This is a genomic window from Dinoroseobacter sp. S124A (assembly GCF_049801015.1).
Taxonomy (GTDB): domain Bacteria; phylum Pseudomonadota; class Alphaproteobacteria; order Rhodobacterales; family Rhodobacteraceae; genus Dinoroseobacter.
Genome location: NZ_JBNAGD010000009.1, coordinates 21161 through 47781, shown reverse-complemented (window position 1 = coordinate 47781; position 26621 = coordinate 21161). Strand labels below are relative to the sequence as shown.

The window sequence follows — 26621 nt, the reverse complement described above, 5'->3', positions numbered from 1 at the left end:
TCCATGACCAACCGTATTGAAACCGATATCTGCGTGATTGGCGCGGGCTCCGGCGGGCTGTCCGTTGCGGCGGGCGCGGTCCAGATGGGCGCAAAGGTCGTCCTGATCGAAGGCCACCTGATGGGCGGCGACTGCCTGAACTTCGGCTGTGTCCCCTCTAAGGCGCTGATCGCCGCGGGCAAGCAGGCACATCTGGTGCGCAAGGGCGGCTTTGGCGTCGCCCCGGCCGAGCCCGAGATCGACTATGCCGCCGCCAAGGACCATGTGCGCAGCGTGATCGACACCATCGCCCCGGTCGATAGCCAGGAGCGGTTCGAGGGCCTCGGCTGCACCGTGATCCGCGACTACGCCAAGTTCATCTCGGAAACCGAGGTGCAGGCGGGCGATACGGTGATCAAGGCGCGCCGCTTCGTGATCGCCACCGGTTCACGCCCCTTCGTGCCGCCAATCCCCGGTGTCGAGGACGTGCCCTACTTCACCAATGAGACGATCTTCGATCTGCGCGAGAAGCCGGACCACCTGATCGTCATCGGTGGCGGCCCGATCGGCATGGAAATGGCCCAGGCCCATGTGCGCCTTGGCTGCAAGGTCACCGTGCTCGAAGGCGCCAAGGCGCTCGGCAAGGACGATCCGGAGCTGGCCGCCATCGCCCTCGAGCGTCTGCGCGGCGAAGGCATCGAGATCATCGAAGGGGCACAGGCCTCCAAGATCTCGGGCGGTGACGGCGCCATCACGGTCGAGACCGCCGATGGCCAATCCGTGACCGGCACGCATCTGCTGATGGCGGTGGGCCGGACGCCCAACCTCGACAAGCTGAACCTCGAAGCGGCGAAGATCGAGTATGATCGTCGCGGGCTCAAGGTCGATGCCTCGCTGCGCACCACGAACAAGCGCGTCTATGGCGCGGGCGATGTGGCCGGACCGCTGCAATTCACCCATGTGGCCGGTTACCACGCGGGCATCCTCATCCGGCAGATCGTGCTTGGCCTGCCCGCCAAGACCCGGGACGACCACGTGCCCTGGGCCACCTATACGGATCCGGAGATCGCGCAGGTTGGCCTGACCGAGGCGCAGGCCCGGGACAAGCATGGCGACGCGCTGGAAGTGGCCCGGTTCGAATATGACGAGAACGACCGTGCGATTGCCTCGGGCAAGACCACCGGCCTGATCAAGGTCATGATCGTGAAAGGCCGCCCCATCGGGGCGTCGATCGTCGGCGCCGAGGCGGGCGAGCTGATCGGGCTCTGGGCCTATGCCATCGCCAACAAGCACAAGATGGGGGCCGTGGCGAACATGATCGCGCCCTATCCGACGCTGGGTGAGATCAACAAGCGCGCCGCCGGGGCCTATTTCAGCCCCCGCCTGTTCGAAAGTGATCTCGTCAAGCGGATCGTGCGCATTGTCCAGAAGTTCTGACAGGCTTATGTCGGGATCGAGAAAGGAGCGACTGATTTGAACTCGCTATCCGGACGCTTTCTGATCCTGACCGTCATCTTCGTGATGCTGGCCGAGGTGCTCATCTTCGTGCCCTCGGTCGCGCGCTTCCGAGAAGACTATCTGCTGGACCGGCTGGAGCGGGCGCAGATTGCCTCGCTGGCCCTTTTGGCGACGCCCGATGACATGGTCGCCCCCGAACTCGAAGAGGAATTGCTGGAGAATGCCGAGGTTCTCAACGTCGTGTTGCGGCGGGATGAGGTGCGGCAGCTGATTCTCTCGGTTCCGATGCCCGGAGAGATCTATGGCACCTACGATCTCCGGGATCCCTCGGCCTTCGAGTTGATCCGCGATGCGATGTGGAACCTCACCATGACCGAGGATCAGGTGATCCGCGTGATCGGCACGCCGGTGCGCGGGGCGGGCGAGGTGATCGAGGTGACGATGCCCACGGCCCCCCTGCGGGCGGCCCTCATCGATTACGGGATCCGGATCCTGATCCTGTCGGCGGTGATCTCGATCTTCACGGCCGCGCTGCTCTTTCTGGCGGTGCGCCGGTTCCTTGTGAAACCCATGCGGCGGGTGGTCGATCACATGACGGCCTATGCGGAGGCGCCCGAGGATGCCCGCCGGATCATCGCGCCCGATGCCGGGGTGACCGAGTTGCGCGATGCCGAAGACGCCCTGAATTCCTTGCAGACCCAGCTGACCACGGCCCTGAAGCAGAAGGACCGTCTGGCCCAGCTTGGCGGGGCGGTGGCCAAGATCAGTCATGATCTGCGCAATATTCTGACGGTGGCGCAGCTCTTGGCGGACCGGATGGAGCGGTCGGAGGACCCGACCGTGCAACGCGCCGCGCCCAAGCTCGTCCGCTCGATCAGCCGCGCGGTCAATCTCTGCGAGGGCACGCTGGCCTTCGGCAAGGCGGAGGAGCTGCCTCCGACGCTCTCGCGGTTCAATCTCGGTCCGCTGATCGATGATGTCATCGATAGCGAGACGCTGGCCTGTACCGGCGACGCGGTGACGCTTGTCTCCGAGGTGCCGCCCGCGCTGGCGATCCGCGCCGATAGCGAGCAGCTCTACCGAGTGATCTCCAATCTGGTGCGCAATGCCCGGCAGGCGATCGAGGCGACCGGTCAGCCGGGACAGATCTGCGTGGCCGCCCGCGAGGAAGACGCCGAATGGATCATCTGCATCCGCGATACCGGACCCGGCCTGCCGCCACGGGCGCGCGAGAACCTGTTCACGGCGTTTCAGGGCGGGGTGCGCAAGGGCGGAACCGGGCTGGGTCTCGTGATTGCCGCCGAGCTCGTGCGTGGTCATGGCGGCGCGCTGGAACTGGTGCAGACCGATGCCGAGGGCACCGAATTCGCCCTGCGCCTGCCGCGCAGCTCGGCCATTCTTGACGCGGCTGCAGAATAACGAAAAACCCGCTTGCAATGACCGGGGACGGGCGTTAGTGACCTCCCTCACGGACCGATAGCTCAGCTGGATAGAGTACTTGACTACGAATCAAGGGGTCGGGGGTTCGAATCCTCCTCGGTCCGCCACTCCCCCCTCAAGGCGCTGTGTGACACAGCCTGCAGGGGCGGGGGAAACGCCGCAAACGCGTTGACTCAAATGGCCCGTGCGCTTAAACGACGGGCTCTGTAGATTTTCTGGCACGCGCGCCATCCGGGCGGCGGGTCAACCGAAGGAGAAAAGCGATGAAGCGCACGTTCCAACCGTCGAACCTGGTTCGCAAGCGTCGTCACGGGTTTCGCGCGCGCATGGCCACCAAGGCCGGCCGCAAGATCCTGAACGCCCGTCGTGCTCGCGGCCGCAAGTCGCTGAGCGCCTGAGCCCTGCCGCTGGCCTTCGGGCTATGACGACAGAGCGCTCGCCCTCCGAGCCCGGTGCCGCGCAGGCACCCGCACCGCCGCCCGCGACGTCGCAGGCGGCGCTTGTCGTTTTGACCAAGCGTGCGGATTTTCTCGCCGCCGCCCGGGCCCGGCGTCAAGCCGCCCCTGCCTTTCTGCTACAGGCGCGACGGCGCGCCGAGGACATGTCCTCGGCGCAGACCCGCATCGGGTTCACCTGTTCCAAGAAGGTTGGCAACGCGGTCGCCCGCAATCGCGCCAAACGCCGCCTGCGCGAGATCGCGCGGCTTGAGCTGCCGACCCATGGCAAGCCGGGCTGGGACTATGTTTTGATCGGGCGCAAGGAGGCCACCGCCTCCCGTGATTTCGCGGCCCTGCGCGCCGATCTGGTCGCGGCACTCGCGCGCATTCATGCCCCGGGCAAACCGCGCGGGCCCGGTGGCCAGCGGTCCAAGGCCCCGCGCGCATGAGCCCGCTGGCGTTCCTTCTGTCGCTTCCCGTGCGCGCCTATCGCGCGGTGTTTTCCCCCTGGGTTGGGTACAATTGCCGCTATGACCCCACCTGTTCCGCCTATGCCATGGAGGCGCTGCGCAAGCATGGCGGGATGAAGGGAGGTTGGCTGGCCCTGCGCCGTATCCTGCGATGCCACCCCTGGGGCGGGATGGGCGTGGATGACGTGCCGGACTGAGCCGGTCCCGGGCCTGCCGCCGGTGCGGTGATCCGCCTCTCGGTGGTGTCCGCCCCCCTATGATCAGAGCTTTTCGAAGGTGATGATCACGTCCCCGACATAGACCCCTGCTCGGGTCATGTAAGCGCGGTTGAGCAGCCGATCCTCCGAGAGCAGCCACATCCAGTCATCGAAGGCAAATCGCGTGGTCGTGCCATCGCCGAGTGGCAGGTCGATGGTATACACCCAATTGAACGTATCCCCCCGCTCCACCCCCGTCGCAGTGCCGATCACGCCGGGGGCCGTCCCCTCCCAGCTTTGCGCACCCGTCTTGGTCAGGGTCCAGATCCGCTGCTCGGTGCTGGCATCCTCATAGACGAAATCCTCGACCAGGCGCAGGGTCTGACCATCCCAGTGGCCCGTGATCTCGACCTCGAAACGCCGTCGAACCGTGCCCAACACGTCCTGAAACTGGCCATAGGCGATGAGATCGCCCGAGAAGAAGTCTTCGAGATTGAGCTGCCTGTCGCTCAGGGCCGGATCTTCGAGCGCCGGTTTGCCCGTACAGGCCGCCAGCAACAAAACCGCTCCGATCAGAAATGCGCGCATGTGATCCCCCTTTGGGCCAGAGCTAAGTCCCTCCCCCCGCCGGGCAAGCGATTGACGCCGGGGGGTGCGCTCGCCTATGCCCTCCGGGACCCCTGAAGGATGACTGATATGCTCGACGAGACCGAGATCCATCCGCTGTTTCACGGCGCGCCCAGCAGCACCGAATTCAAGAAGCTGCGCAAGCGGATCATCCGCAACACGCGCGAAGCGATCGAGCAATACGGGATGATCGAGCCCAGCGCACGGGATGGCGCCAAGCCCCGTTGGCTGGTCTGCCTGTCCGGTGGCAAGGACAGCTACACGCTGTTGGCCGCGCTCCACGAGTTGCAATGGCGTGGGCTCCTGCCCGTGGACATCCTTGCCTGCAACCTCGACCAGGGCCAGCCCGGTTTCCCGGCCACGGTACTGCCGGCCTTTCTGGAGCAGATGGGCGTGCCGCATCGGATCGAATACCAGGACACCTATTCCATCGTGATGGACAAGGTCCCGGAGGGCCGGACCTATTGCGCGCTCTGCTCACGGCTGCGCCGCGGGAACCTCTATCGCATCGCGCGGGAGGAAGGCTGTTCCGCCGTGGTACTGGGGCACCACCGGGACGACATTCTCGAGACATTTTTCATGAATCTTTTTCATGGCGGTCGTCTGGCCACGATGCCGCCGAAACTGCGCAATGAGGAAGGCGATCTCTTCGTCTATCGACCCCTCGCCCATGTGGCCGAAGCCGATTGCGAAAAATTCGCGCGCGCGATGCATTATCCTATTATTCCCTGCGACTTGTGCGGCAGCCAGGACGGGCTGCAACGGCAGCAGGTCAAGGCAATCCTCGACGGGTGGGAGGCCAACAGTCCCGGACGCCGGCAGGTCATGTTCAAGGCCCTGACCAATATCCGGCCGTCTCACATGTTGGACCCGAAACTCTTCGACTTCGCCAATCTGTCCTTGGATGCCGAAGGGTTTTCGGAAAATTCGAAACAGAAGGAAACCGGCCCTTAACGGCTTGGCGATGGACGGAACATAGCTTCATTCGCAGCGAGCGGCACAAGGCCGTGCGCGCAAGAAGAGGCATGTGTTTTGGTTTCGCGTCTTTTGGACACTTTGAAGAACACTGGTCGGCAGCTGCTCCGCGATCCGGCCTTACTTGTTGGGTTTATTCCTCTTTTTGTGGCGATTTCCTATTCGACACGGGATATTCGCTGGCTGGTCGGGGCCAGCACACTCATTCCGTTCGTGGTTCTGGCCTTTCGCGCGATGGATGTCGTGACCTCGCCCAAAGGCGGGCGCGACACGCTGACGGGCCTGCCGAGCCGAGCCGCCCTGCTGGATATCGTGGACCGGTATTTCGCGACACCGGGGGCGAGCACGCGGACGGCCGCCTGCCTCGTGATCGACATCGATGAGTTTCATTCTTTCAACGAAAGATGGGGGCGGGATGCGGGTGACGAAGTGCTCCGCCAGACCGCCCAGCGCCTGCGCAGCGCGGTGCGCGAGAATGACACGGTTGTCCGGCTGGACGCGGATGCCTATGCGCTCTTCCTCGCACCGTCCCAAGGTATGACGCTCGATTCGATTCTGTCCATTGGCGACCGGATCCAGCGCGCGCTGAGCGAACCGGTGGTGGTGCATGGCACGACCGCCTATGTCAGCGCCTCGGTCGGGATTGCGCTGGCCAGCAAATCGCCCGAACCCACCGCCGCGAGCCTGCTGGTGGCGGCGGAGCGCGCCATGGTCGAAGCCAGGTCCCATGGCGCAGGGGCGCTGCGTCTCTTTTCCTCGGAAATGCAGACCGAGATTCGCGCGAGCCACGAACTGGCCGAGGATGTGGCCAAAGCACTCGAGAATGGCGAGATTGTTGCATGGTTCCAGCCGCAGGTTTCCACGGAAACCGGGCAGGTCACGGGGTTCGAGGCCTTGGCCCGGTGGGAGCATCCGACCCGCGGCACCGTCTCTCCGGCGGAATTCCTTCCTGCGATCGAGGCCACCGGCCGCACTGAACGGCTGAGCGAAGTTATGCTGTACCAGGGCCTCAAGGCGCTGGTGGCTTGGGAGCGGGGCGGTTTCGCCATTCCGAACATCGGGGTAAACTTTGCCGGGATGGAGCTGCGGAATCCCCATCTGATCGACAAGGTGAAGTGGGAGCTCGACCGCTTTGGCCTGACGGCGGATCGTCTGGCGGTTGAGATTCTGGAATCGGTGATCTCGCAAACCGAAGACGACATTATCCTGCGCAATATCAGCGCCTTGGGCGAATTGGGCTGTGGCATCGATCTGGATGATTTCGGGACAGGCCACGCCTCGATCAGCTCGATCAAGCAGTTCCGGATCAACCGGATCAAGATCGACCGCTCCTTCGTGACCCATGTGGACAAGGATGGCGAGCAACAGCGCATGGTGGCGGCCATCCTCACCATGGCGCAGCAACTGGGGCTCGACGCCCTTGCCGAAGGAGTCGAGACGATCGGCGAGCATTCCCTGCTCGGCCAGTTGGGCTGTCATCATGTCCAAGGCTACGGCATTGCGCGCCCCATGCCCTTCGAAGACACCTTTGCTTGGCTCGAGTCCCATAACGCCAAGCTTGCCCCGCCCCCCCGGATCGAGCGTCAGCAGGGCCATTAAGCCCTGCATACCCCGCACGACGCCCTTGCGTGGCAATGCCACGGATAAGGCGAGTTTCGGGAAAATGACTTGACCTTCCACTGCCTTCTCGGTTGAACCCACCTATTCCGAGATTAACAGGTGTGGGTCCCAGATGGACGATCAGAATAAGAACCTCATTCTTGCCACGGCTCTCAGCTTTCTGGTGATCCTGGTCTGGTTCCTCGTCTTTCCTCCGGAAGAGCCCGTGTCCGATCCGAATGCCCCGGCCCAGCTGTCCGAACAGGCCACTGGTGGGGATGTCGCCCTGACCCCGCCCGCAGCGGTCACCGAGGCGGCCCCGGGTGCCGCACCGCAAGCTGCAACTGCCAGCACAAGCGACGCGCCGCGCCTGCCGATTGAAACGCCCGCGGTCGAAGGGTCGATCTCGCTGCTTGGCGGTCGCATCGATGATCTCAGCCTCAAAGGGTATAACGAGACGCTCGAGCCGGATTCGCCCATCGTGCGCCTGTTGTCGCCCGTCGACGAGCCCGGTGCCTATTATGCGCTCTATGGTTGGGCCCCTGCAGGGGCGCTGTCCTTTGACGACGTGCCCGGCGCGAACACTGTCTGGTCGGTCGAGAGCGGTGAGACCCTCTCGGTTAACAGTCCCGTGACCCTGCGCTGGGACAGCCCATCGGGCCTGATTTTCCGTCGTGTCATCGCGATTGATGAGGACTTCATGTTCTCCATCACGCAAAGCGTCGAGAACCCCACGGAAACCAGCCAGCGGATGCAGCCCTACGGCATCATCGCGCGCCATGGCGAACCCGAAACCGTGAATTTCTTCGTTCTGCACGAGGGCGTCGTGGCCATGGCCGATGGCGGCCTGATCGAATCCGACTATGACGACATGCTGGATTACGATTTTGTCGAGCGCGAAGGCGCGCGCGCCGAAGTCACCCAGATCGAGCAAAACGGCTGGATCGGCTTTACCGACAAGAACTGGATGACGACGCTCATCCCGACACCGGGGCAAGCCTTCACCTCGGTCGCGAAATACGTGGGCAATGCGGACATTTACCAGACCGAAACCCGGCTGGCGACGCAAAGCGTGGCGGCGGGCCAGACGATCACGGTCGAGTCCCGTCTCTTCGCAGGTGCGAAGGAATGGGAGGCCATCCGGGGTTACGAGAAGACCCTTGGCATCGAGGGCTTCATCGACAGCATCGACTGGGGCTGGTTCTACTTCCTGACCAAGCCGATCTTCTTCGTGCTGCACGAACTCAACCTGCTGATCGGCAATATGGGTGTCGCGATCATCGTGCTGACTCTGCTGATCAAGGCGCTCCTGCTCCCGCTGGCCTGGAAATCCTATGTCTCCATGGCCCGCATGAAAGAGCTTCAGCCGCAAATGGAGAAGCTCAAGGAGAAAGCCGGGGATGACCGTCAGAAGCTCCAGGTTGCGATGATGGAACTCTACAAGAAGGAAAAGGTGAACCCCGCCGCCGGCTGCCTGCCTATCCTGCTGCAGATCCCGATCTTCTTCTCGCTCTACAAGGTGATCTTCGTCACGATCGAGCTGCGCCACGCGCCGTTCTTCGGCCCGTTCCAGGATTTGTCCGCACCGGACCCGACCTCGCTGATGAACCTCTTCGGCCTCTTGCCGAACGCGGCGCCCGAGCCCGGCTCGATCCTCGCACTGATCTTCATCGGCATTCTGCCGCTGCTGCTCGGGATCTCCATGTGGCTGCAGCAGAAACTGAACCCGGCGCCCACCGACCCGACACAGGCGATGATCTTTGCCTGGCTGCCCTGGGTGTTTATGTTCATGCTAGGCACCTTCGCCAGCGGCCTGATCGTCTACTGGATCGCGAACAACGTGATCACCTTCAGCCAGCAGTATTTCATCATGCGGCGCCACGGCTACAAACCTGACGTCTTTGGCAACATCACCGCGAGCTTCAAGAAAAAGAAGCCGACGGAGGATAAGTGACCGGCACCATCGCCGACATCTGGCGCCACCCGATCAAATCGCACGGGGTTGAGGCGCTGAAACAAGCCGGGCTGGAGGTTGGCAAGACCCTGCCCGGCGACCGTCTTTGGGCGGTCCAGCACGAAGCTGCGAAGCTCGATGGCCCGGGATGGGCCTCTTGCGCAAACTTCTTGCGCGTGGCCAAGGCTCCCGCACTCGCAGCCCTGCGGGCGCGGCTCCATACGGATGGGCAAACCGTCACGCTCACCCACCCGGAGCGTCCGGATCTGACCTTCAAACCGGATCAGGACGCGGCGATGTTCCTCGACTGGATCGCACCGCTGTGCCCCGCGAACCGCGCGCAGCCCGTGGGGCTCGTCCGCAATGACGATCGTGGATACACGGATTCCCCGGAACCGACTGTCAGTCTCTGCAACTATGCCTCGCACCGCGCGGTTGCCCAGAAACTGGGCCATGACATCTCGCCCCTGCGTTGGCGGGGGAACATCTGGCTGGACGGCCTCGGCCCTTGGGAAGAATTCGAATGGATCGGTCGCACCCTGCGCATCGGCACCGCCGAGCTTGAAGTGATCGACCGGATCGAACGGTGCACCGCCACCATGGCCAATCCCGAGACCGGGCTGCGTGACGCAGACACGCTGGCCGCCCTGCGCGAAGGTTGGGGACATCAGGATTTCGCCGTCTACGGCGTCGTCAAAACCCCGGGCGAGATCGCAATCGGCGCGCCCTGCGAGGTTATCACGTGACCAGTCTTCCCTTCCCGCTGACGCCCGAGCCCGATGCAGCGCGCCTCGAGGCGGGCCGCAAGCTCTTTGCCGGCGACGTCACCTTCCTCAAAGGCGTGGTGGCGATGAACGGACTGCCCCCCGCGGACCGGTTGGAGGTCTGCTTTGCCGGGCGCTCCAATGTGGGCAAATCCTCCCTGATCAACGCCCTGACCGGGCGCAAGGCACTGGCCCGCACCTCAAACACCCCGGGCCGCACCCAGGAGATCAACTATTTCTGCCTCGGCACGGACCGCTACCTCGTGGACGTTCCCGGCTATGGCTTCGCCGAGGCCCCGGTGGCCGTGGTCGCGAAATGGCAAGCCCTGCTGAAAGCCTATCTCACCGGGCGCCAAACCCTGCGCCGTGCCTTCGTGCTGGTCGATGCGCGCCATGGGATCAAGGCCGTCGACCACGAGATCATGGCCCTTCTGGATACCGCCGCCGTGACATTCCAGGTCGTGCTCACCAAGGCCGACAAGATCAAGGTGAACGAACAGGACCGCGTCCTCGATCAGGTTCGCAAGGGCCTCGCCGAACACCCGGCCGCCTTTCCGGAGCTCTTGCTCACCAGTTCCGCCAAGGGCGATGGCATCGCGACACTGCGCGCGCTGATCGCCGGATTGGTCTGACTTAAGTCTCTAAATATCCCGGGGGTTTGGGGGCTGGCCCCCAAGACGCTAGACGTGCTGCCCGCCATTGACCTCGATTTCGGTCCCCGAGATGTAGCTCCCGGGCTCCGAGCAGAGGAAATAGATCGCCGCCGCCACCTCCGAAGGCTGCCCCAACCGCCGCAAGGGCAGTTTTTCGACGATTTTCTCCGTCCCCGGCGACAGGATTGAGGTCTCCACTTCTCCCGGCGCGATGGCGTTCACCCGCACCCCGAGCGGGCCGAAATCATGAGCCATTTCCCGGGTCAGCGCCGCCAACGCCGCCTTCGAGGTCGCATAGGCCGCCCCGGCAAAGGGGTGCACCCGCGTTCCGGCGATCGAGGTGACATTCACCACCGCCCCGCCCGCAGCGGCAAGCTCGGTTTGCAAGCCACGTGCCAGAACAACGGACGCGAAGAAATTCACGTGAAAGACCTGCCCCCAGGTGCGCAGATCCGTCTCCAGCGTGTTCAAGCGCGCGCCGCCCTCCCCCTTGGGCGAGATCCCCGCATTGTTCACCAGCGCATCCAGCTTGCCGTCAAGCTTGCTCCGGATCGTCTCGATGGCTTCGATGGTATTCTTCGGGTCCGCCAGATCGAGCTGGATATGGTTGTCCTCCCCGCCCGGCCAGGGGCAGCGCGCATCGAAGGGTTGGCGCGAGCAGGTCAGCACGCGCCAGCCCGCGGCGGAGAACGCCTTGACCGTGGCGTGCCCGATACCCCGGCTTGCACCGGTCAGAACAAGTGTACGCTGACGACTCATGCGGAGGACCCTTTCCCGCCAACCCTACGCCTTGGCAGGCGGGCGTGAAACAGGTAACAGGCAGCACCACCAAGACAGAGCCAAGATGAAAACGAGATCGATGAAAAGCGACTGGATCGCCACCGCGCGCACCCTCTCCGAAGCCGTGCCGTTCCTGCGGCGCTATGACGACGCGATCGTCGTGGTGAAGTTCGGCGGCCATGCCATGGGGGATGCCGAGGCGCTGGCAAGCTTTGCCCGCGACATCGTTTTGATGCGGCAGGTCGGGGTAAACCCGGTGATCGTCCATGGCGGCGGCCCGATGATCAACGACATGCTGGCCAAGCTCAACATCAAATCCGAATTCGTCAAAGGCAAGCGCGTCACCGATGCGGCCACGGTCGAAGTGGTCGAGATGGTGCTCTCGGGGCTTGTGAACAAGCGGCTGGTGCAGGCCATCAACGGCGAGGGCGGCCGCGCCATCGGGCTGAGCGGCAAGGACGCCAACCTGATCGTCTGCGACCCGGCGGACCCCGCGCTCGGCTTTGTCGGCGACCCGGTCGAGGTGACGCCGGACACGCTGTTGCAGCTTGTCCGCTCCGAGATCATCCCGGTGATCGCGCCCATCGGCACGGGCCGCGAGGGCGAGACCTATAACATCAATGGCGACACGGCGGCGGGCGCGATTGCCGCCGCGCTCAAGGCGGACCGGCTCTTGCTGCTGACCGATGTGGCGGGTGTGAAGGATGCCGACGGCAAGGTCGTCACCGAGCTGACCGTCGAGCATATCGCCGAGATGACCGAGAGCGGCGTGATCGCCGGCGGCATGATCCCCAAGACCGAGACCTGCGTCGCGGCAGTCAAGGGCGGGGTCCGCGCAGCGGTGATCCTCGACGGGCGCGCGCCCAATGCCTGCCTGCTGGAGCTCTTTACCGAGCATGGCGCAGGCTCGATGATCCGAAGTGGCTGACACGCTCTCCTATGCGGCGCTGGAGGCTGACGCGGCAGCGCGGCAGCTTGCGATTTTTGGCGCATGGCATCCGGAGGGGGATGCGGACGTGCCCGATGGCACCCGGACCATGCTCCTTCTTGGTCCGCGAGAGCCCGGCTTCTGGGTTCATCTGCAGACCACGCCCGAGTTTACCGATGGCGCGCCCGATCCGCTGGATCGCTGGTCGCGGCGGGTGATCGGGCAATGGGCCTGCGGTCTGGGCAACCGGACCAAGGCGCTCTTTCCGTTCGGCGGACCACCCTGGCGTCCCTTCATCCGCTGGGCACAGGAGAGCGCACGCGCCCATGTCTCGCCCGTGGGGCTCTTGGTGCATGACGCGGCGGGGCTGATGATCAGCTACCGGGCTGCGCTGGCCCTGCGCGCGCGGATCGAGCTGCCCCCGCCACCGCCCAACCCTTGTGAGAGCTGTACGCACCAGCCCTGCCGCCTCGCCTGCCCCGTCAGCGCGCTCGCGCCCACGGCCTATGATGTGCCGCTGTGCAAATCCTTTCTGGACACACCCGCCGGTCTGGATTGTCATGGACGGGGCTGCGCGGTGCGCCGCGCCTGCCCGATCAGCAAGACCTATGGCCGCGCCGAGGCGCAATCGGCCTTTCACATGAACAGCTTTCACAGGCGCCCATGAAAACACTTCTTCTTCTACGTCATGCCAAGTCGAGCTGGGCCGAGCCCGGGCGCGACGACCATAGCCGCCCCCTGAACGGGCGTGGCCGGCGCGGAGCAGAGGCGCTGGGGCGCTGGATCACCGAAGAGGGCCTGACGCCTGATGAGGTGCTCTGTTCCGACGCCACGCGCACGCAGGAAACCTGGCGCAGGTTGGGGCTGGAGGGCGAGGCAACGCTGCGCCCGACGCTCTACCACGCGGGCCCTGCCATGCTCATGCAGACGGTGCAGGAGGCCACAGGTGCGCAGGTGCTGGTCATCGCCCATAACCCGGGGATCGCAGAGTTCGCCGACCAGATGGCCCGGGTGGCACCGGATCACCACCGCTTTGCCCAATATCCCACTTGCGCGCTGACGGTCCTGCAGTTCGAGATCGATGACTGGGCCGCGCTGGCCCCCGGCACCGGAGAGGTGCGCGCCTTCGTCATCCCGGCGGATCTGGGCGTGACCCGGACATGACAAAGCCCCGGGAGTTCCCGGGGCCTTGCCGCAATGGAACGAAGCTCAGTGACCGAGGATCTGGCTGAGGAACAGCTTGGTCCGGTCGCTTTGCGGGTTGTTGAAGAACTCTTCGGGCTCGTTCTGTTCTACGATCTGACCCGCATCCATGAAGATCACCCGGTTCGCCACCTGACGGGCAAAGCCCATCTCATGGGTCACGCAGAGCATGGTCATCCCCTCTTCGGCGAGCTCGATCATCGTGTCGAGCACCTCCTTGATCATCTCCGGATCGAGGGCCGAGGTCGGCTCGTCAAAGAGCATGATCCGCGGCTTCATGCAGAGCGAGCGGGCAATCGCCACACGCTGCTGCTGACCACCGGACAGCTGGCCGGGATACTTGTTCGCCTGATCCGGGATCTTGACCTTTTCCAGGAAATGCATGGCCGTCTCCTCGGCCTCTTTCTTGGGGGTCTTGCGCACCCAGATCGGGGCGAGCGTGCAGTTCTCGAGGATCGTCAGATGCGGAAAGAGGTTGAAGTGCTGAAAACACATGCCCACCTCGGACCGGATCGTGTCGATGTTCTTGAGATCCGAGGACAGCAAGGTGCCGTCCACGGTGATCGAGCCCGCCTGATGCTCTTCCAGCGCGTTGATGCATCGGATCAGCGTCGATTTCCCCGAGCCCGAAGGCCCGCAGATCACGATCCGCTCGCCCCGGTACACGGTCAGGTCGATGTCGCGCAGCACGTGGAATTGCCCGTACCACTTGTTCATCTTGTCGATTTCAATCGCCACCTCAGAAGAGATGGTCATTGTCGGGGCTTGGTCAGTCATAGCCATTTTCGTGCCCTTTCCTTAACGATGTCCGGTTTGAAGCTGCCGCTCCAACCATTGCGAGTATTGCGAGATGCCGTAGCAGAAGACGAAGAACAGCAGGGCGGCAAAGCCCAGAAGCTCCCAGTAGACGCCGAACCATTCCGTGGTGGACAGGATCGGACCCTGGATCATCCCCAGCATGTCGAACATCGAGATGATCGAAACGAGGGTCGTATCCTTGAACAGGCCAATCGCGATGTTCACGATAGAGGGGATCGAGATCTTCAGCGCTTGCGGCAGGATGATCAGGCGCATGGATTGCCAGTAGTCGAGGCCAAGGCTGTCGCCCGCCTCGTACTGTCCCCGCGGTAGGGCTGCGAGACCGCCCCGGATCGCCTCGGCGATATAGGCCGCGGCAAAGAGCGTGATCATGATGATCACCCGCAGCACCAGGTCGAAATTCGTGCCTGGAGGCAGGAAATAGGCCAGCATCACCGACGCCACGAACAGGAGCGTGATCAGCGGCACGCCCCGGATGAACTCGATGAAGACCACGCAGATGCCCTTGATGATCGGCAGGTTCGACTGCCGTCCAAGTGCAAGCGCGATCCCCAGTGGCAGCGACAGCACGATGCCCGAGGTCCCGAGGATGAAGTTGATCATGAACCCGCCGATGAACCGGCTTTCCACCGGTGTCAGCGACAGCGACACAATAGAGGCAAAGACCCCGCTCAGCAGGGGCGCGATGAAGATCCAGAAGACCACCGTCGCAACAAGCGACGCGACGATCCCACCGAAGAAGGACCGCCCTTCCAGAGCCCGGAACACGAAGTACCCGACGACGACCCCGACCAGCGCAAAGACCGACACCCAGAGCGACCCGCCCCAGATCAGCCAATAGGCGATGAAGGGGAAGAGGCCGGTGAACCACAGAAGCTTCCGGGGCAGCATGATGAACAGCACCGGAGCCAGCGCGATGAAGAGGCCGATAAAGGCCAGAACCGCGCGCCAGTATTCATCCGCCGGGTAGTTGCCAAAGATCAGCTGCGGCCAGCGCTCGGTGATGACCGCAAAGCAGCCCCCGATCTTGCCCTGCAACTGCTCGCGGCAATCCCGGATGGACTCGGCATCCCAGACCCCGTTGAAGAGCCATGGCAGGATGATCGAGGACAGCCAGTAGATAAACAGGATCGTCAGCACCGTCAGGATCGTGGACGGGATCGAGTAGAACAGGTTGCTGCGCAACCAACCGACCACCCCCACTTCCGTGGCGGGCGGCGCACTCGGCTGGATCTGCGTCGTGCGGACGAAGGCGACATTTGAGTTTGCTTTGCTCATCTCAACGCTCCTTCAGCTTCACGGCGTTGTTGTAGACGTTCATCAGCGCTGAGATGCTCAGAGAGATCAGCAGATAGAACAGCATGAGCAACAGCACGCATTCAAAAGATCGCCCGGTCTGGTTCAGGGTCACGCCCCCGAGGGTCCCGGTCAGATCCATGTAGCCAATGGCCGCCGCGAGCGACGAGTTCTTGGTCAGGTTGAGATACTGCGAGATCAGCGGCGGGATGATCACCCGCAGCGCCTGCGGCAGCACGATCAGGTTCATGATCCGGCCCGGGCGCATGCCCAGCGCGGCTGCGGCTTCTGTCTGCCCCTTCGAGACCGCGAGGATCCCTGCCCGGACGTTCTCGGCGATGAAGGCCCCCGTATAGAGCGCCAGACCGAACCAGAGCGCGATCAGCGTGCCCTTGATGTTGATCCCGCCCCGGAAGTTGAAGCCGCCAAGCTCGGGGTAGTCCAGACCGATGGGACGGCCCATGATGAAGAACATCAGCAGCGTCGGCAGGACCAGGATCGCCAGCGAGATGCGCCCGGTGGGCAGCAGCTGGCCGGTGTTGAAGAGCAGGTTGCGCGCATAACGCCGGAACAGAAACACGCCGATGACCGACAAGAGGAAGGTCGCGACGACAATGCCCGAGCCCGGGTTCCAGACCGGCGCGGGCACGTAGACACCGCGGTTGGTGAAGGCGACGCTGTCCCACAGGATCATCGCGGCTTCGGCGTCCTCGCCCCGGAAATCCCGCGGTTGCGGCAGGGCCTGGCTCATTACGGCCGAAACGATGACGATCCAGATCAGGACCGGAATATTGCGGAAGATTTCGACGTAGAACGACATCACCTTGGCCACGAGCCAGTTCTGCGACAGGCGCAGAACACCGACCACGACGCCCAGGATGGTCGCGGTGACACAGCCGAGGAAAGCCACCAGCAGCGTGTTGAACAGGCCAACAAAGGCCGCCCGCATATGGGTGTCGGTCGAGGTATAGGGGATCAGCTTCTGGTCGATCTCGTAGCTGGCCGCCTGCCCGAGGAAATCGAAATTGATGTCCTGTCCCAGTGCCGCGAGGTTCTGGATCGCGTTGCTCACCAGCCAGCCGATGCCGAGCACCAGCGCGCAGGTTGCCAGAAACTGAAAGGTGTACCCCCGATATCGGGTGTCGTTGATCAGCATGCCAAGCTGGAAGGATTGGCCGGGGGGTCCGCTATTGGGTGGCGGATCGCTGTAAGTCGTCATCTGAGGCCCCTGGAGCATCGCAAGGTTCTGTTTTGCACGTCGTTTCGCGTGCCGCCTTGCTGTTATGATTGCCTAAAATAAAAAGGGCGCAGGAAACCCTGCGCCCGATCTTTACGAGTGTTTACCGGAAGGGCGGTGCGTAGAGCAGGCCACCTTCGGTCCACTGAGCGTTCAGCCCGCGGGCCAGACCGATCGGCGTGTTCTCACCGATATGGGTCTCGAAGATCTCACCGTAGTTGCCACCGGCCATGATGACGTTCTTGGCCCAATCCGCCGAGAGGCCGAGCTGCTCGCCCAGGTTGCCCTCGGTGCCCAGCAGACGGTTGATCTCGGGGTTGTCGGTGCCTGCGGACAGTTCGGCGACATTTGCCGAGGTCACGCCAAGCTCTTCGGCTGCGATCAGCGCGTTGAGCGACCAGCGCACGATGTCGCCCCACTCATTGTCGCCGTGACGCACGAGCGGACCGAGCGGCTCTTTCGAGATGATCTCGGGCAGAACCACGTGGTCGCCCGGGTTCTCGAAGGCAGCACGGGTGGCCGCAAGACCGGAGGCGTCCGTGGTGTAGACGTCACAGGCCCCTGCGAGGTACTGCTGCTGTGCTTCGGAGGCGGTCGAAATCGGCACCGGCTCGAAGGAGATGTTGTTGGCGCGGAAGAAGTCCGCGAGGTTCAGCTCGGTCGTGGTGCCCTTCTGGATGCACACGGTCGCGCCGTCCAGCTCGGTCGCCGAGGACACGCCCAGCTCCTTGGGCACCATGAAGCCCTGACCGTCATAGTAGTTGATGCCGCTGAATTCGAGCTTCAGGTCAACGTCACGGGAGAAGGTCCATGTGGTGTTCCGGGCCAACATGTCGATCTCACCGGAGTTCAGAACCTCGAACCGCACCTGGTTGGTGACCGGGTTGAAATTCACGGCAGCCGGGTCGCCAAAGACAGCGGCAGCCACGGCGCGGCACACGGCCACGTCAAAACCCTGCCAGTCGCCATTCGCATCCTGAGACGCAAAGCCAACCAGACCGGTGCTGATACCGCAGTTGACGGCGCCACGCGCCTTGACCTCTTCCAGCGTGTCCGCAGCAGCACCACTGGCCGCGAGCCCCGCGACAGCCAAAGCGCTAAAGAGTACGGTTTTTTTCATTTTTTCCTCATCCTGATGGGACGCTGAGCAAGGCAGCGCCTTTGACCTTTGCGGTCAGTTTTAACGTTACGGAAGGGAACACCCCTCCCACCAGCGTCACAAATTGGGCATCTTCCCAAAATAACGTCAAGAGTGGGCTGAAACATTCCCCTAGGGCCTATGCTAGGGCGATTGCGCACCGGGGAAATGCCCAGAAATTACGCGGCTGCACTCAAAAGGGCCGCATACTGGGGACAAATATCGGTAAAAGCAGAGCTTTTTGGTGGGGATTAGGCGCGACAAAAGCCGTTTGGAAATCGGCGCTGCGCACCCGCCCTGGGGGAGACGCGCGTCAGGCGTCCGGTTGACGTTGCGACAGGTCGAAAATTTCTTTTGCGCGCAGGTAGTCTGTTCGCTTCAAGGAAACAAGCTCGGCCTCTTCCTCGTCCTCGCCCCATTGTTCGATCTGCCAATTCTCATCGATTCGCGACAGATCGAACCCTTCTTCCGCCGTCAGTCGCCCCCGCGCGACGGCCAGGCCGAGCACCAGCGACCCGGAGATCGCGATCAGATCATGGAGCCCCGTCAACGCAAAGGGGGCGTAACTGTGCACCGCCGCAGAGAGCCTGGCGAGAGCCTCCGGCGACTGGTCCACGGGCACGATCCCGGCCGTCACCTGCAACCGCGCGCCATAGGTCTCGGACGCCCAGTCCAGAAGCGGGTCCCAGCCCGCCGCCTGCCGCATGCGCAATCCCTCCGGGTCGGTCGCGCGGTAGCACAGCAGATCGGTGCCGCCATAGGCTGCCAGCATGTCCGCCACCTCGACCCGCTGCACCGTCACCTTGTCGAGCGCCGCATTGGCCGCGCGGGTGAAAGGCATGGTCTTGGGATCGATCAGCTCTTCTTGCGCCTGCCACTCGGCGGCGATCTTCTGCGCGAAGGCCTCGGTCGGCACGACGAGCCGGGTCTTGAGCGGCGTCTTCACGCTGCGCCCGTCCAGTTGCACCTCATACCCCTCGCCGCAGGCCAGCACCTCGGCATCGGTCCAGAACCGTTTCGGAGCCCAACTGCTCATGTCATCCTCCAGATCGTGTTAAGCGCAGGCAGCAGCGCGCCGAATTCCGGCAGCACATCGACCGCGCCATGGTCGCGCAGGGTGGCCGCCGGGTGGTAGCCCCAGCTGACCCCCAGCGAGGACAACCCCGCCGCGCGGCCCATCTCCATGTCGAAACTCGTATCGCCCAGCATGACGCCCGCCTCCGCCGCGACGCCGGTCTCGGACAGCACCTGCCAGAGCATCGAGGGATGGGGCTTGGACGGGTGATCATCCGCCACCTGGGTCGAGATGAAAAAGGGGCGCAAGGCATGCGCGTCGAGCAGATGCTCCAACCCGCGCCGGGACTTGCCCGTGGCGACGGCGAGCAGCACGTCCTCTTGCTGCGCCAGCGCCTCCAGCGCCGCGCGCGCCCCGGGATACAGCGGGGAGGCCGCCTCCGCCCCGCCCTGGGTGCGGCGGGTGAAATAGGCCTCCTTATAGGCGGCAACGAGCCGGGTCTGCACGTCCTCGGGCTCGGCCGGGACAAGCACCGCCATGGCCTGAGGCAGGGACAGGCCGATGATGCCCAGCACCGCCGCCCGGTCGGGCGGGGTCAGGCCGAGCGCTGCAAAGGCGTCTTCCATGGCCTGATGGATCTGGCCCTGGCTGTCCACCAGCGTCCCGTCCACATCGAACACCACCAGCCGCAGGCTCATTCAAGCTCCTCGAACGGATCCACCGGCACATCGCGCGCCTCCCAGCCCAGCGCGTCCCACGTGCGGGTCATATGGGGCGAGAGCGGCGCGGTCAGCGACAGCCGCGCGCCGGTCACCGGATGCGTCAGGCTCAGGTGCCGCGCATGCAGATGCAGCTTCTTGGACATCTCGCCGCCCAGTTGCGCGCCCCAGCCATCGCCAAGATTTTCCTGCCCGGAACCGCCATATTTGCCATCGCCGATGATCGGATGCCCCAGCTCGGCCATATGCGCCCTGAGCTGGTGGGTCCGCCCGGTGACAGGCACCAGCGCGCACCAGGACACCCGCCGCCCCAGCGCCGAGAGGACCGCGTAATCGGTCGTGGCGCGCTTGGCGTCCGGATGGGCCGCCATCTGGCGCGGGTCGATGCAGAGCATCTTCTCGCCTTCGCCATGCCGGCCATGCCCCGGGGCCTTGACCAGAGCGTAACGGATCGTGCCCATCTGCGGATGGGGCACCCCGGCCACTGCCGCCCAATAGATCTTGCGCGTCTCGCGCGCCCGGAACGCCGCCGTCAGCGCCGCCGCACTCCGCCGGGTCCGCGCCATGAGCAGAACCCCGGAGGTGTCCTTGTCGAGCCGATGCACCAGGCGCGGCGGATCCTCGAACCCGAAGCACAGCGCCTCGGACATGCCGTCCAGATGCCGGTCCTGCCCGGAACCACCCTGCACGGGCAGCCCGGCGGGTTTGTTCAATGCAAGGATATGGTCGTCGCGATACAGGACGGCCTTTTGCAGCATCTCGACATCGGCCTCCGAGACCTTGGGCCGCGCGGGACGGGCGGTGATGTCGCCCGGCTCCGGCAGGGGCGGGATGCGCACGGACTGGCCGGTCTGGACCCGCGTGGCGGGCTTCACCCGCCCGCCATCCACGCGCAGCTCGCCCTTGCGGCACATCTTCTCGATCCGGCCCTGCCCCACATGGGGAAACCGCCGTCGCAGCCAGCGATCGAGCCGCTGATCGCCCTCGTCCGGCTCGACCATCAAGGTTTGCACACCGCTCAAGTCAGCACCGCCCGGGCCACGGTCAGCCCCGCAAAGAGTCCGCCCACCGAGAGGCACACCGAAGCCAGAACATAAATCGCGGCATGGCTCATCTGGCCGCGCTCGATCAGAGTCACCGTTTCCAGCGAGAAGGCCGAGAAGGTCGTGAACCCGCCCAGAAGCCCGGTCATCACCAGCGGGGACAGATGTGTCAGCCCCTTATGGGCCGCCAGCACCACGAACACCCCCATGATGAAGGAGCCCACGATATTGGCGGACATCACGGCGACGGGAATGGCCGTGGGCCCTGTCATCCGCAGGATCCACACCCCGAGCAGCCAGCGGCAGCTGGCCCCGACCGCGCCCCCGAGGGCGACCTGTGCAAGCGTTGGTATCATGGGCGTTCTGTCCGCGCTGTGGCGGCGGATGTCAACTCTGCCTCTTGGCGCGGAGCTTGTTGAAATAGGCCATGCGCTTGGCCAGATCCCGCTCGAACCCGCGCTCGACCGGGGCAAAGAGATCCGGCCGCGGCATGTCATCCGGAAAGTAGTTCTGCCCCGAGAACCCGTCCTCGGCATCATGATCATAGGCGTAATCCGCGCCGTAGCCTTCGGCCTTCATCAGGGCCGTGGGCGCGTTCAGGATATGCTTGGGCGGCGGGGCCGAGCCGCTGGATTTCGCAAGCTTCATGGCCGCCTTGTAGGCCGTATAGGACGCGTTGGATTTCGGCGCCAGCGCGAGATAGAGCACCGCCTGCGCGATGGCGAGCTCCCCCTCGGGGCTGCCCAGCCGCTCATAGGTCTGCCACGCATCCAGACAGAGCCGCTGGGCCTGGGGATCGGCGAGGCCGATATCCTCGACACCCATCCGGGTGATCCGCCGCATCAGGTAGCGCGGGTCCTCGCCTGCCGTCAGCATCCGCGCCAGCCAATAAAGCGCGGCCTCCGGGTCCGAGCCGCGTACGGATTTGTGCAGCGCCGAGATCAGGTTGTAATGCCCGTCCCCGGACTTGTCGTATTGCGCCGCGCGCTGGCTGAGACGCTGCCCCAGCGCCTTGGCATCGAGCGGGGCCTCCGGGGTCCAGCGGGAGATCTGTTCGATCAGGTTCAAAAGCGCGCGCCCGTCCCCATCGGCCATCTCCAGCAGGGCCGCCCGCCCCCCTGGATCCAGCGGCAGGGCCGCGCCCAGCAGGCTCTCGGCCCGAGCGGCGAGTTTTTCCAGCGCGGCAAGGTCCAGCCGGTGCAGCACCAGAACCTGCGACCGGCTCAGCACAGCGGCGTTCAGCTCAAAGGACGGGTTCTCAGTGGTCGCGCCCACCAGCAGGATCGTGCCGTCCTCCATATGGGGCAGAAAGCCGTCCTGCTGGGCCTTGTTGAAGCGGTGGATCTCATCCACGAAGAGCAGCGTGCCCTGCCCCGAGCGGCGGCGCAGGCGCGCGGCATCGAAGACTTTGCGCAGTTCCGGCACACCGGTGAATATCGCACTGATCTGCACGAATTCCAGATCGGTCTCATGGGCGAGGAGCCGGGCGATGGTGGTCTTGCCCACGCCGGGCGGGCCCCAGAAGATTACCGAGCCGAGCGACCCGCCGGCCAGCATGGCACCCAGCGGACCCTCTTCATCCAGAAGGTGATCCTGTCCGATGACCTCGGAGAGCTGCGCCGGGCGCAGTCGGTCGGCCAGGGGCCGCGGGGCCGCTTCGGCCTCGTCCTCATCCGTGTCAAAGAGGTCCGCCATCTCAGCCCCGCCCCGCCGAGGCAGACACGCGCTCGGGCACGGCGCGGGGTGAGGGCGAAACCAGAGGGCGCAAGGAGCAGAAACGTGGCAGCATGCTCCGATGATATGCGCCCTCCGGGGGTCTTACACAAGCATCCCAAGCGCCGGGATCAGTGCAGCTTGCGGGTCAGATCGATGGAGACGCATTGGTTGTCGACACCGTCGATCTCCATGATGCGGCCCGCGGGTTCGATATCGAGCCCCAGCCGGTCGGCAAAGCGAGTCCAGACCGCCGGGACAAGCCCGATCACCTTGGAGGCGCCGTTGTCGCGGGCGGCCTTGGTCATCTCGCCGATCAGGAAGGCGTGCACCCGGCGACGGATCTTCTGCGGCGTCGTGTGCGAAACGAACACCCGGCTCGATTCCCAGATGCTCTCGTCCACCGGCGCGGGACCATAGAGCAAGTCCTGCGGGATGGAATCCAACAGGCCCATCTGGGCGTCCCGGATCATGTAGGTGTAGATCCCGCAGCGCGCCGTGGTGGGGGTCAGCCGGATGCCGGCATAGACCTCGCCGAATTCGTGAACGGCCACCCAGCGGCTCGCGGGCGTGTCGTATTGATCATACTCCATGCCCATGGCCTCCGGCAGGTCCCATTTGTTCTGGACGATGAACGACTGCCGTCTAGCGCGAAAAAGATTCGCAAATAACTCGCCATGGTTGTGCAGATTTTCGAACGAAAGAGTGGTGGTTTGCATGGGTCAGTCTCCAGTTTGTGGTGGGTCGATAGTCAGTCGACCGAAACGACGCCCGTCAGAGCAACCGGTAATCCTTTGCCCGCTGAATGGCTTCGGCTGTGGTACGTGCCATCAGCTTCTGTCTCGCCGCAGTCAGGCGAGCTTTCAACGCACTTTCAGAAATACCCAGCTTGGCAGCAGCTGCGGTGTGACGGTCGCCGGCCGCAATATGGCCGAGCGCTTCGATCTGTGCCTTGGTGAGGCTGTCCGGCGGCGTCGTGGTGTCGTGAAGCCGCAGAACAATCGCTTGGATGGCCGAGATTTCGTCATCCGTGAATTCACGGTCCGACCGGGCAGCTCCGGCGATGGTCCGCGATTTGATCTCGCCGCAAGAGACGGCGACACCATAGTTCAGCCCGAACCGAGCAGCATCTTTGAGGATGCCAAACGGATCGGGTATTCCGATCTCGCTCCACCTAGTGGCCCCGGTCATCCCGAAGCCCCACGCCAAAAGGGGGTCGCGCAGGGCATAGGCCTGCTCGGTGTAGCGGTCTTTCCATTCCTGGGGATAGGTCTGGTAGTCCATGAGGGGGGCGGCGAACCGGATATGCAGGCCGATATAGTAGCCAGCCGGGGAAAGAAGCCCCAGTTGATGCAATTCCAGATCTATGCCGAGTTTCGTGGACATGTCTTTTTAGACAAGTTGCGAGAATCCACGTCAAGCTTCAAAACTATTCTACCGAAGGTTGTAACGAGGTATCGAATGCCCGCAAAAATAAGTCCGGGCCTGTTTGCGCGCGTCATGGCATTGCCCGACGCCGCCCGGGAAGATTTGCTAGAGTTTATGGGCGGTTCGCCTGTTGATGACACGTGTCTCGAGGCCCTCATCGATGACATTTCGGATCGTATTGAAGCCGAACGTCAGCAGCGAAAAGCCAAGGTCTCAGAGCCGAATTAACGGATCTGACCACACGTCAAAAAAAACCCCGCTTCTGGCGGGGTTTTTTACATCTTCGAGCTATACTCGCTGAATTAAAGGGCGTTTTCTTCCGCCTCGACGCGGGCTTTATCAGCCGCGCCTTTTGCGTCCACATCCCGGTCGACAAACTCGATGATCGCCATCGGAGCCATGTCGCCATAGCGGAAGCCAGCCTTCATGATGCGGACATAACCACCCTGACGCTCGGCATAGCGCGGGCCCAGCACGTCAAACAGCTTCGCCACATAGGCGTCCTGCTTGAGCTGAGCGGCCGCCTGGCGGCGCGCATGGAGGTCCCCACGCTTGGCCAGCGTGATCATTTTCTCGATGATCGGACGCAGTTCCTTTGCTTTCGGCAAAGTCGTCTTGATCTGTTCATGTTCGATGAGCGACCCGGCCATGTTGGCGAACAGGGCCTTGCGGTGCTCATGGGTGCGGTTCAGGCGGCGATAGCCTCTCGCGTGACGCATTTTCTTACTCCGTAGCTTTGTTTTGCTTTGTCCGGCAGCCGATGCGTGTCAGCCGCTCTCCTTGGGGCGGGATGCCCGGGGGTGGGCCGGCGGGTTGCCCCGCCGATCCGATCAGAATTGATCTTCGAATTTCTTCGCCAGATCCTCGATGTTCTCAGGCGGCCAGTCGAGGATATCCATCCCCAGATGCAGCCCCATGCCCGAGAGCACTTCCTTGATCTCGTTGAGCGACTTGCGGCCGAAGTTCGGCGTGCGCAGCATCTCGGCTTCGGTTTTCTGGATGAGATCCCCGATATACACGATGTTGTCGTTCTTGAGGCAGTTCGCAGACCGCACCGACAGCTCGAGCTCGTCGACCTTCTTGAGCAGCAGCGGGTTGAATTCCAGATCGTCTTCTTCGGTCTGGCTGCGCGCCGCTTCGGGCTCGTCGAAGTTCACGAACACCGACAGCTGGTCCTGAAGGATCCGCGCGGCATAGGCCACGGCATCGTCCGGGCTGACGGAGCCATCGGTTTCGAGCTTGAGGGTCAGCTTGTCATAGTCGAGCACCTGCCCCTCGCGGGTCGGCTGCACGTCATAGGAGACCTTCTTGACCGGCGAGTAGATCGCATCGATCGGGATCAGGCCGATCGGCGCGTCCTCGGGACGGTTCTTGTCCGCCGAGACATAGCCCTTGCCGGTGTTGACGATCAGTTCCATGAACAGATCCGCCCCGTCATCCAGGTGGCAGATCACGTGCTCGCGGTTCAAAACCTCGATACCCGCGCTCTCGGAAATATCGCCCGCGGTCACAACCCGCGGCCCTTTGGCCGAGATCGAAACCCGCTTGGGACCTTCGACTTCCATGCGCATGGAGACCTGCTTGAGGTTCAGCACGATATCCGTGACATCCTCGCGCACGCCTGCAACGCTGGAAAACTCATGCAGCACGTTATCGATCTGCACGCTGGTGATGGCCGCGCCTTGCAGCGAGGACATCAGAACCCGGCGCAGGGCGTTGCCCAGCGTCAGGCCAAAGCCGCGCTCGAGCGGCTCTGCCACAACCGTGGCCTGCCGTGCGGGCTCATTGCCCGGCTTGACCTCAAGCTGGGTCGGTTTGATCAGTTCTTGCCAGTTCTTATGGATCATAGGTGTCGCCTCCATGCCTGTCTCCAGCGGTGATCCGTTGCCAGAGACGCCCGAGGTAAAATTGACACCAAGGGCCACGGGACATGCCGCGGCCCTCGGGTAGATAGTCTGTGCCTTAGACGCGGCGGCGCTTCGGCGGGCGGCAGCCGTTATGGGCAATCGGGGTCACGTCACGGATCGCCGTGATGTTGAACCCGACCGCGGCCAGAGCACGCAGCGCGCTCTCACGACCGGACCCGGGACCCTGCACCTGAACCTCGAGCGTCTTCACGCCATGTTCCTGTGCTTTCTTGCCCGCGTCTTCGGCGGCCATCTGGGCGGCGTAGGGGGTGGATTTACGCGAGCCCTTGAAGCCCATCGTCCCTGCGGAGGACCACGAAATCGCGTTGCCCTGCACATCGGAGATGAGGATCTTGGTGTTGTTGAACGAGCTGTTCACATGCGCCACGCCTGCGGCGATGTTCTTGCGTTCTTTTTTCTTCGTGCGCTGCTTGTCACGTGCCATATCTGCGCCCTCCCCTTACTTCTTCTTGCCGGCAATGGCCTTTGCGGGGCCTTTGCGGGTGCGAGCGTTGGTGTGGGTGCGCTGGCCGCGCACAGGCAGGTTGCGGCGATGACGCAGACCGCGATAGCAGCCCAGATCCATCAGACGCTTGATGTTCATCTGGGTCTCGCGACGCAGGTCACCTTCGACCGTGTAGTTCGCGTCGATATGCTCGCGGATCGCGAGGATCTCACCATCCGACAGCTCGTTGAGGCGACGGCTCTCTTCGATACCGACCGCTTCGCAGATCGCTTTCGCGGAGCTGGGGCCGATCCCGGTGATGTAGGTGAGGGCGATGGGTGCGCGCTTGCCCGTGGGCAGGTTCACGCCAGCGATACGTGCCAAATCGTCTTTCCTT

Annotated in this window: 31 protein-coding genes and 1 tRNA gene; 15 read left to right on the top strand and 17 right to left on the bottom strand. The window is 63.7% G+C overall.

Going from position 1 to position 26621, the window contains the following annotated elements; translation table 11 throughout:
• Positions 1-3: 3 nt before the first annotated feature.
• The 6 genes from ACP15I_RS19035 (at position 4) to yidD (ending at position 3981) form a co-directional block, all read left to right on the top strand.
• A complete protein-coding gene (locus ACP15I_RS19035; protein ID WP_424976262.1) occupies positions 4-1416 on the top strand; it encodes a dihydrolipoyl dehydrogenase family protein in 1413 nt (470 codons plus the stop codon).
• Between the two features lie 84 nt (positions 1417-1500).
• Complete coding sequence (locus ACP15I_RS19030) at positions 1501-2856, top strand: sensor histidine kinase (protein ID WP_424976355.1); 1356 nt, start codon at positions 1501-1503, stop codon at positions 2854-2856.
• 51 nt (positions 2857-2907) lie between these two features.
• Positions 2908-2984, top strand: a tRNA-Arg gene (locus tag ACP15I_RS19025).
• Between the two features lie 156 nt (positions 2985-3140).
• The gene (rpmH, locus tag ACP15I_RS19020; protein ID WP_012177012.1) at positions 3141-3275 is read left to right on the top strand and encodes a 50S ribosomal protein L34; all 135 of its coding nucleotides are present in this window, start codon (positions 3141-3143) and stop codon (positions 3273-3275) included.
• Between the two features lie 23 nt (positions 3276-3298).
• A complete protein-coding gene (gene rnpA, locus ACP15I_RS19015) occupies positions 3299-3763 on the top strand; it encodes a ribonuclease P protein component (protein ID WP_424968051.1) in 465 nt (154 codons plus the stop codon).
• On the top strand, positions 3760-3981 hold the full coding sequence (gene yidD, locus ACP15I_RS19010; RefSeq protein ID WP_424976261.1) for a membrane protein insertion efficiency factor YidD: 222 nt from the start codon (positions 3760-3762) through the stop codon (positions 3979-3981). Before rnpA ends, yidD begins: the two co-directional genes overlap by 4 nt.
• Positions 3982-4044: 63 nt before the next feature.
• Here yidD and ACP15I_RS19005 read toward each other — a convergent pair whose 3' ends face one another.
• Positions 4045-4569 (bottom strand): DUF3833 domain-containing protein, encoded by a 525-nt coding sequence (locus ACP15I_RS19005; RefSeq protein ID WP_424976260.1) that lies wholly within the window; start codon positions 4567-4569, stop codon positions 4045-4047.
• Positions 4570-4677: 108 nt separating this feature from the next.
• On the opposite strand from ACP15I_RS19005, the gene ttcA reads away from it, so the two are divergent.
• The 5 genes from ttcA to yihA all read left to right on the top strand — a co-directional run bounded on the left by ttcA (position 4678) and on the right by yihA (position 10532).
• The gene (ttcA, locus tag ACP15I_RS19000; protein ID WP_424976354.1) at positions 4678-5562 is read left to right on the top strand and encodes a tRNA 2-thiocytidine(32) synthetase TtcA; all 885 of its coding nucleotides are present in this window, start codon (positions 4678-4680) and stop codon (positions 5560-5562) included.
• Between the two features lie 168 nt (positions 5563-5730).
• Positions 5731-7182, top strand: coding sequence for a putative bifunctional diguanylate cyclase/phosphodiesterase (locus ACP15I_RS18995; RefSeq protein ID WP_424976259.1), 1452 nt, complete (start codon positions 5731-5733; stop codon positions 7180-7182).
• A gap of 133 nt (positions 7183-7315) precedes the next feature.
• Entirely contained in the window at positions 7316-9136 is a 1821-nt protein-coding gene (yidC, locus tag ACP15I_RS18990; RefSeq protein WP_424976258.1) for a membrane protein insertase YidC, read from the top strand.
• On the top strand, positions 9133-9882 hold the full coding sequence (locus ACP15I_RS18985) for an MOSC domain-containing protein (RefSeq protein ID WP_424968057.1): 750 nt from the start codon (positions 9133-9135) through the stop codon (positions 9880-9882). The genes yidC and ACP15I_RS18985 overlap by 4 nt, the downstream gene beginning before the upstream one ends.
• A complete protein-coding gene (gene yihA, locus ACP15I_RS18980) occupies positions 9879-10532 on the top strand; it encodes a ribosome biogenesis GTP-binding protein YihA/YsxC (protein WP_424968058.1) in 654 nt (217 codons plus the stop codon). Before ACP15I_RS18985 ends, yihA begins: the two co-directional genes overlap by 4 nt.
• Positions 10533-10580: 48 nt before the next feature.
• Here the strand turns inward: yihA and ACP15I_RS18975 are convergent, their stop codons facing one another.
• Entirely contained in the window at positions 10581-11312 is a 732-nt protein-coding gene (locus ACP15I_RS18975) for an SDR family NAD(P)-dependent oxidoreductase (RefSeq protein WP_424976256.1), read from the bottom strand.
• 85 nt (positions 11313-11397) lie between these two features.
• On the opposite strand from ACP15I_RS18975, the gene argB reads away from it, so the two are divergent.
• Genes argB through ACP15I_RS18960 form a run of 3 tightly spaced genes read left to right on the top strand, consistent with a single transcriptional unit; the run spans position 11398 to position 13425 of the window.
• Positions 11398-12261 carry an acetylglutamate kinase gene (argB, locus tag ACP15I_RS18970; protein ID WP_424968060.1) on the top strand — a complete coding sequence of 288 codons (864 nt, stop codon included), beginning with the start codon at positions 11398-11400 and terminating at the stop codon, positions 12259-12261.
• Entirely contained in the window at positions 12254-12928 is a 675-nt protein-coding gene (locus ACP15I_RS18965; protein WP_424976255.1) for a ferredoxin, read from the top strand. The genes argB and ACP15I_RS18965 overlap by 8 nt, the downstream gene beginning before the upstream one ends.
• Positions 12925-13425: a SixA phosphatase family protein gene (locus tag ACP15I_RS18960; protein ID WP_424976254.1), complete on the top strand. Its 501-nt coding sequence runs from the start codon at positions 12925-12927 to the stop codon at positions 13423-13425. The genes ACP15I_RS18965 and ACP15I_RS18960 overlap by 4 nt, the downstream gene beginning before the upstream one ends.
• Positions 13426-13470: 45 nt before the next feature.
• Here ACP15I_RS18960 and ACP15I_RS18955 read toward each other — a convergent pair whose 3' ends face one another.
• The 11 genes from ACP15I_RS18955 to ACP15I_RS18905 all read right to left on the bottom strand — a co-directional run bounded on the left by ACP15I_RS18955 (position 13471) and on the right by ACP15I_RS18905 (position 23830).
• Positions 13471-14241, bottom strand: a complete 771-nt coding sequence (locus tag ACP15I_RS18955) for an amino acid ABC transporter ATP-binding protein (RefSeq protein WP_424968063.1) — start codon at positions 14239-14241, stop codon at positions 13471-13473.
• 21 nt (positions 14242-14262) lie between these two features.
• Complete coding sequence (locus ACP15I_RS18950; RefSeq protein ID WP_424968064.1) at positions 14263-15561, bottom strand: amino acid ABC transporter permease; 1299 nt, start codon at positions 15559-15561, stop codon at positions 14263-14265.
• A gap of 1 nt (position 15562) precedes the next feature.
• On the bottom strand, positions 15563-16798 hold the full coding sequence (locus tag ACP15I_RS18945) for an amino acid ABC transporter permease (RefSeq protein ID WP_424976253.1): 1236 nt from the start codon (positions 16796-16798) through the stop codon (positions 15563-15565).
• A gap of 121 nt (positions 16799-16919) precedes the next feature.
• Complete coding sequence (locus ACP15I_RS18940) at positions 16920-17936, bottom strand: amino acid ABC transporter substrate-binding protein (protein WP_424976252.1); 1017 nt, start codon at positions 17934-17936, stop codon at positions 16920-16922.
• 331 nt (positions 17937-18267) lie between these two features.
• The gene (locus tag ACP15I_RS18935) at positions 18268-18990 is read right to left on the bottom strand and encodes an ATP12 family chaperone protein (protein WP_424976251.1); all 723 of its coding nucleotides are present in this window, start codon (positions 18988-18990) and stop codon (positions 18268-18270) included.
• Entirely contained in the window at positions 18987-19667 is a 681-nt protein-coding gene (locus ACP15I_RS18930) for an HAD-IA family hydrolase (protein ID WP_424976250.1), read from the bottom strand. The genes ACP15I_RS18935 and ACP15I_RS18930 overlap by 4 nt, the downstream gene beginning before the upstream one ends.
• A complete protein-coding gene (locus tag ACP15I_RS18925) occupies positions 19664-20710 on the bottom strand; it encodes an RluA family pseudouridine synthase (RefSeq protein WP_424976249.1) in 1047 nt (348 codons plus the stop codon). The genes ACP15I_RS18930 and ACP15I_RS18925 overlap by 4 nt, the downstream gene beginning before the upstream one ends.
• Complete coding sequence (gene crcB, locus ACP15I_RS18920; RefSeq protein WP_424968070.1) at positions 20707-21087, bottom strand: fluoride efflux transporter CrcB; 381 nt, start codon at positions 21085-21087, stop codon at positions 20707-20709. The genes ACP15I_RS18925 and crcB overlap by 4 nt, the downstream gene beginning before the upstream one ends.
• A gap of 31 nt (positions 21088-21118) precedes the next feature.
• A complete protein-coding gene (locus ACP15I_RS18915) occupies positions 21119-22426 on the bottom strand; it encodes a replication-associated recombination protein A (RefSeq protein ID WP_424976248.1) in 1308 nt (435 codons plus the stop codon).
• A 149-nt stretch (positions 22427-22575) separates the two neighbouring features.
• Positions 22576-23163, bottom strand: coding sequence for an acyl-homoserine-lactone synthase (locus ACP15I_RS18910; protein ID WP_424968072.1), 588 nt, complete (start codon positions 23161-23163; stop codon positions 22576-22578).
• 55 nt (positions 23164-23218) lie between these two features.
• Positions 23219-23830 (bottom strand): autoinducer binding domain-containing protein, encoded by a 612-nt coding sequence (locus ACP15I_RS18905; RefSeq protein WP_424968073.1) that lies wholly within the window; start codon positions 23828-23830, stop codon positions 23219-23221.
• A 114-nt stretch (positions 23831-23944) separates the two neighbouring features.
• Between ACP15I_RS18905 and ACP15I_RS18900 the strand changes: the two genes are divergently transcribed.
• Positions 23945-24100 carry a hypothetical protein gene (locus tag ACP15I_RS18900; RefSeq protein WP_424968074.1) on the top strand — a complete coding sequence of 52 codons (156 nt, stop codon included), beginning with the start codon at positions 23945-23947 and terminating at the stop codon, positions 24098-24100.
• A 74-nt stretch (positions 24101-24174) separates the two neighbouring features.
• Here ACP15I_RS18900 and rplQ read toward each other — a convergent pair whose 3' ends face one another.
• The 4 genes from rplQ to rpsM form a co-directional block, all read right to left on the bottom strand.
• The gene (gene rplQ, locus ACP15I_RS18895; protein WP_424968075.1) at positions 24175-24591 is read right to left on the bottom strand and encodes a 50S ribosomal protein L17; all 417 of its coding nucleotides are present in this window, start codon (positions 24589-24591) and stop codon (positions 24175-24177) included.
• A 111-nt stretch (positions 24592-24702) separates the two neighbouring features.
• Positions 24703-25719 carry a DNA-directed RNA polymerase subunit alpha gene (locus ACP15I_RS18890; RefSeq protein ID WP_424968112.1) on the bottom strand — a complete coding sequence of 339 codons (1017 nt, stop codon included), beginning with the start codon at positions 25717-25719 and terminating at the stop codon, positions 24703-24705.
• Between the two features lie 115 nt (positions 25720-25834).
• On the bottom strand, positions 25835-26224 hold the full coding sequence (gene rpsK / locus ACP15I_RS18885) for a 30S ribosomal protein S11 (protein ID WP_424968076.1): 390 nt from the start codon (positions 26222-26224) through the stop codon (positions 25835-25837).
• Positions 26225-26239: 15 nt separating this feature from the next.
• On the bottom strand, positions 26240-26608 hold the full coding sequence (gene rpsM / locus ACP15I_RS18880; protein ID WP_424968077.1) for a 30S ribosomal protein S13: 369 nt from the start codon (positions 26606-26608) through the stop codon (positions 26240-26242).
• Positions 26609-26621 lie beyond the last annotated feature (13 nt).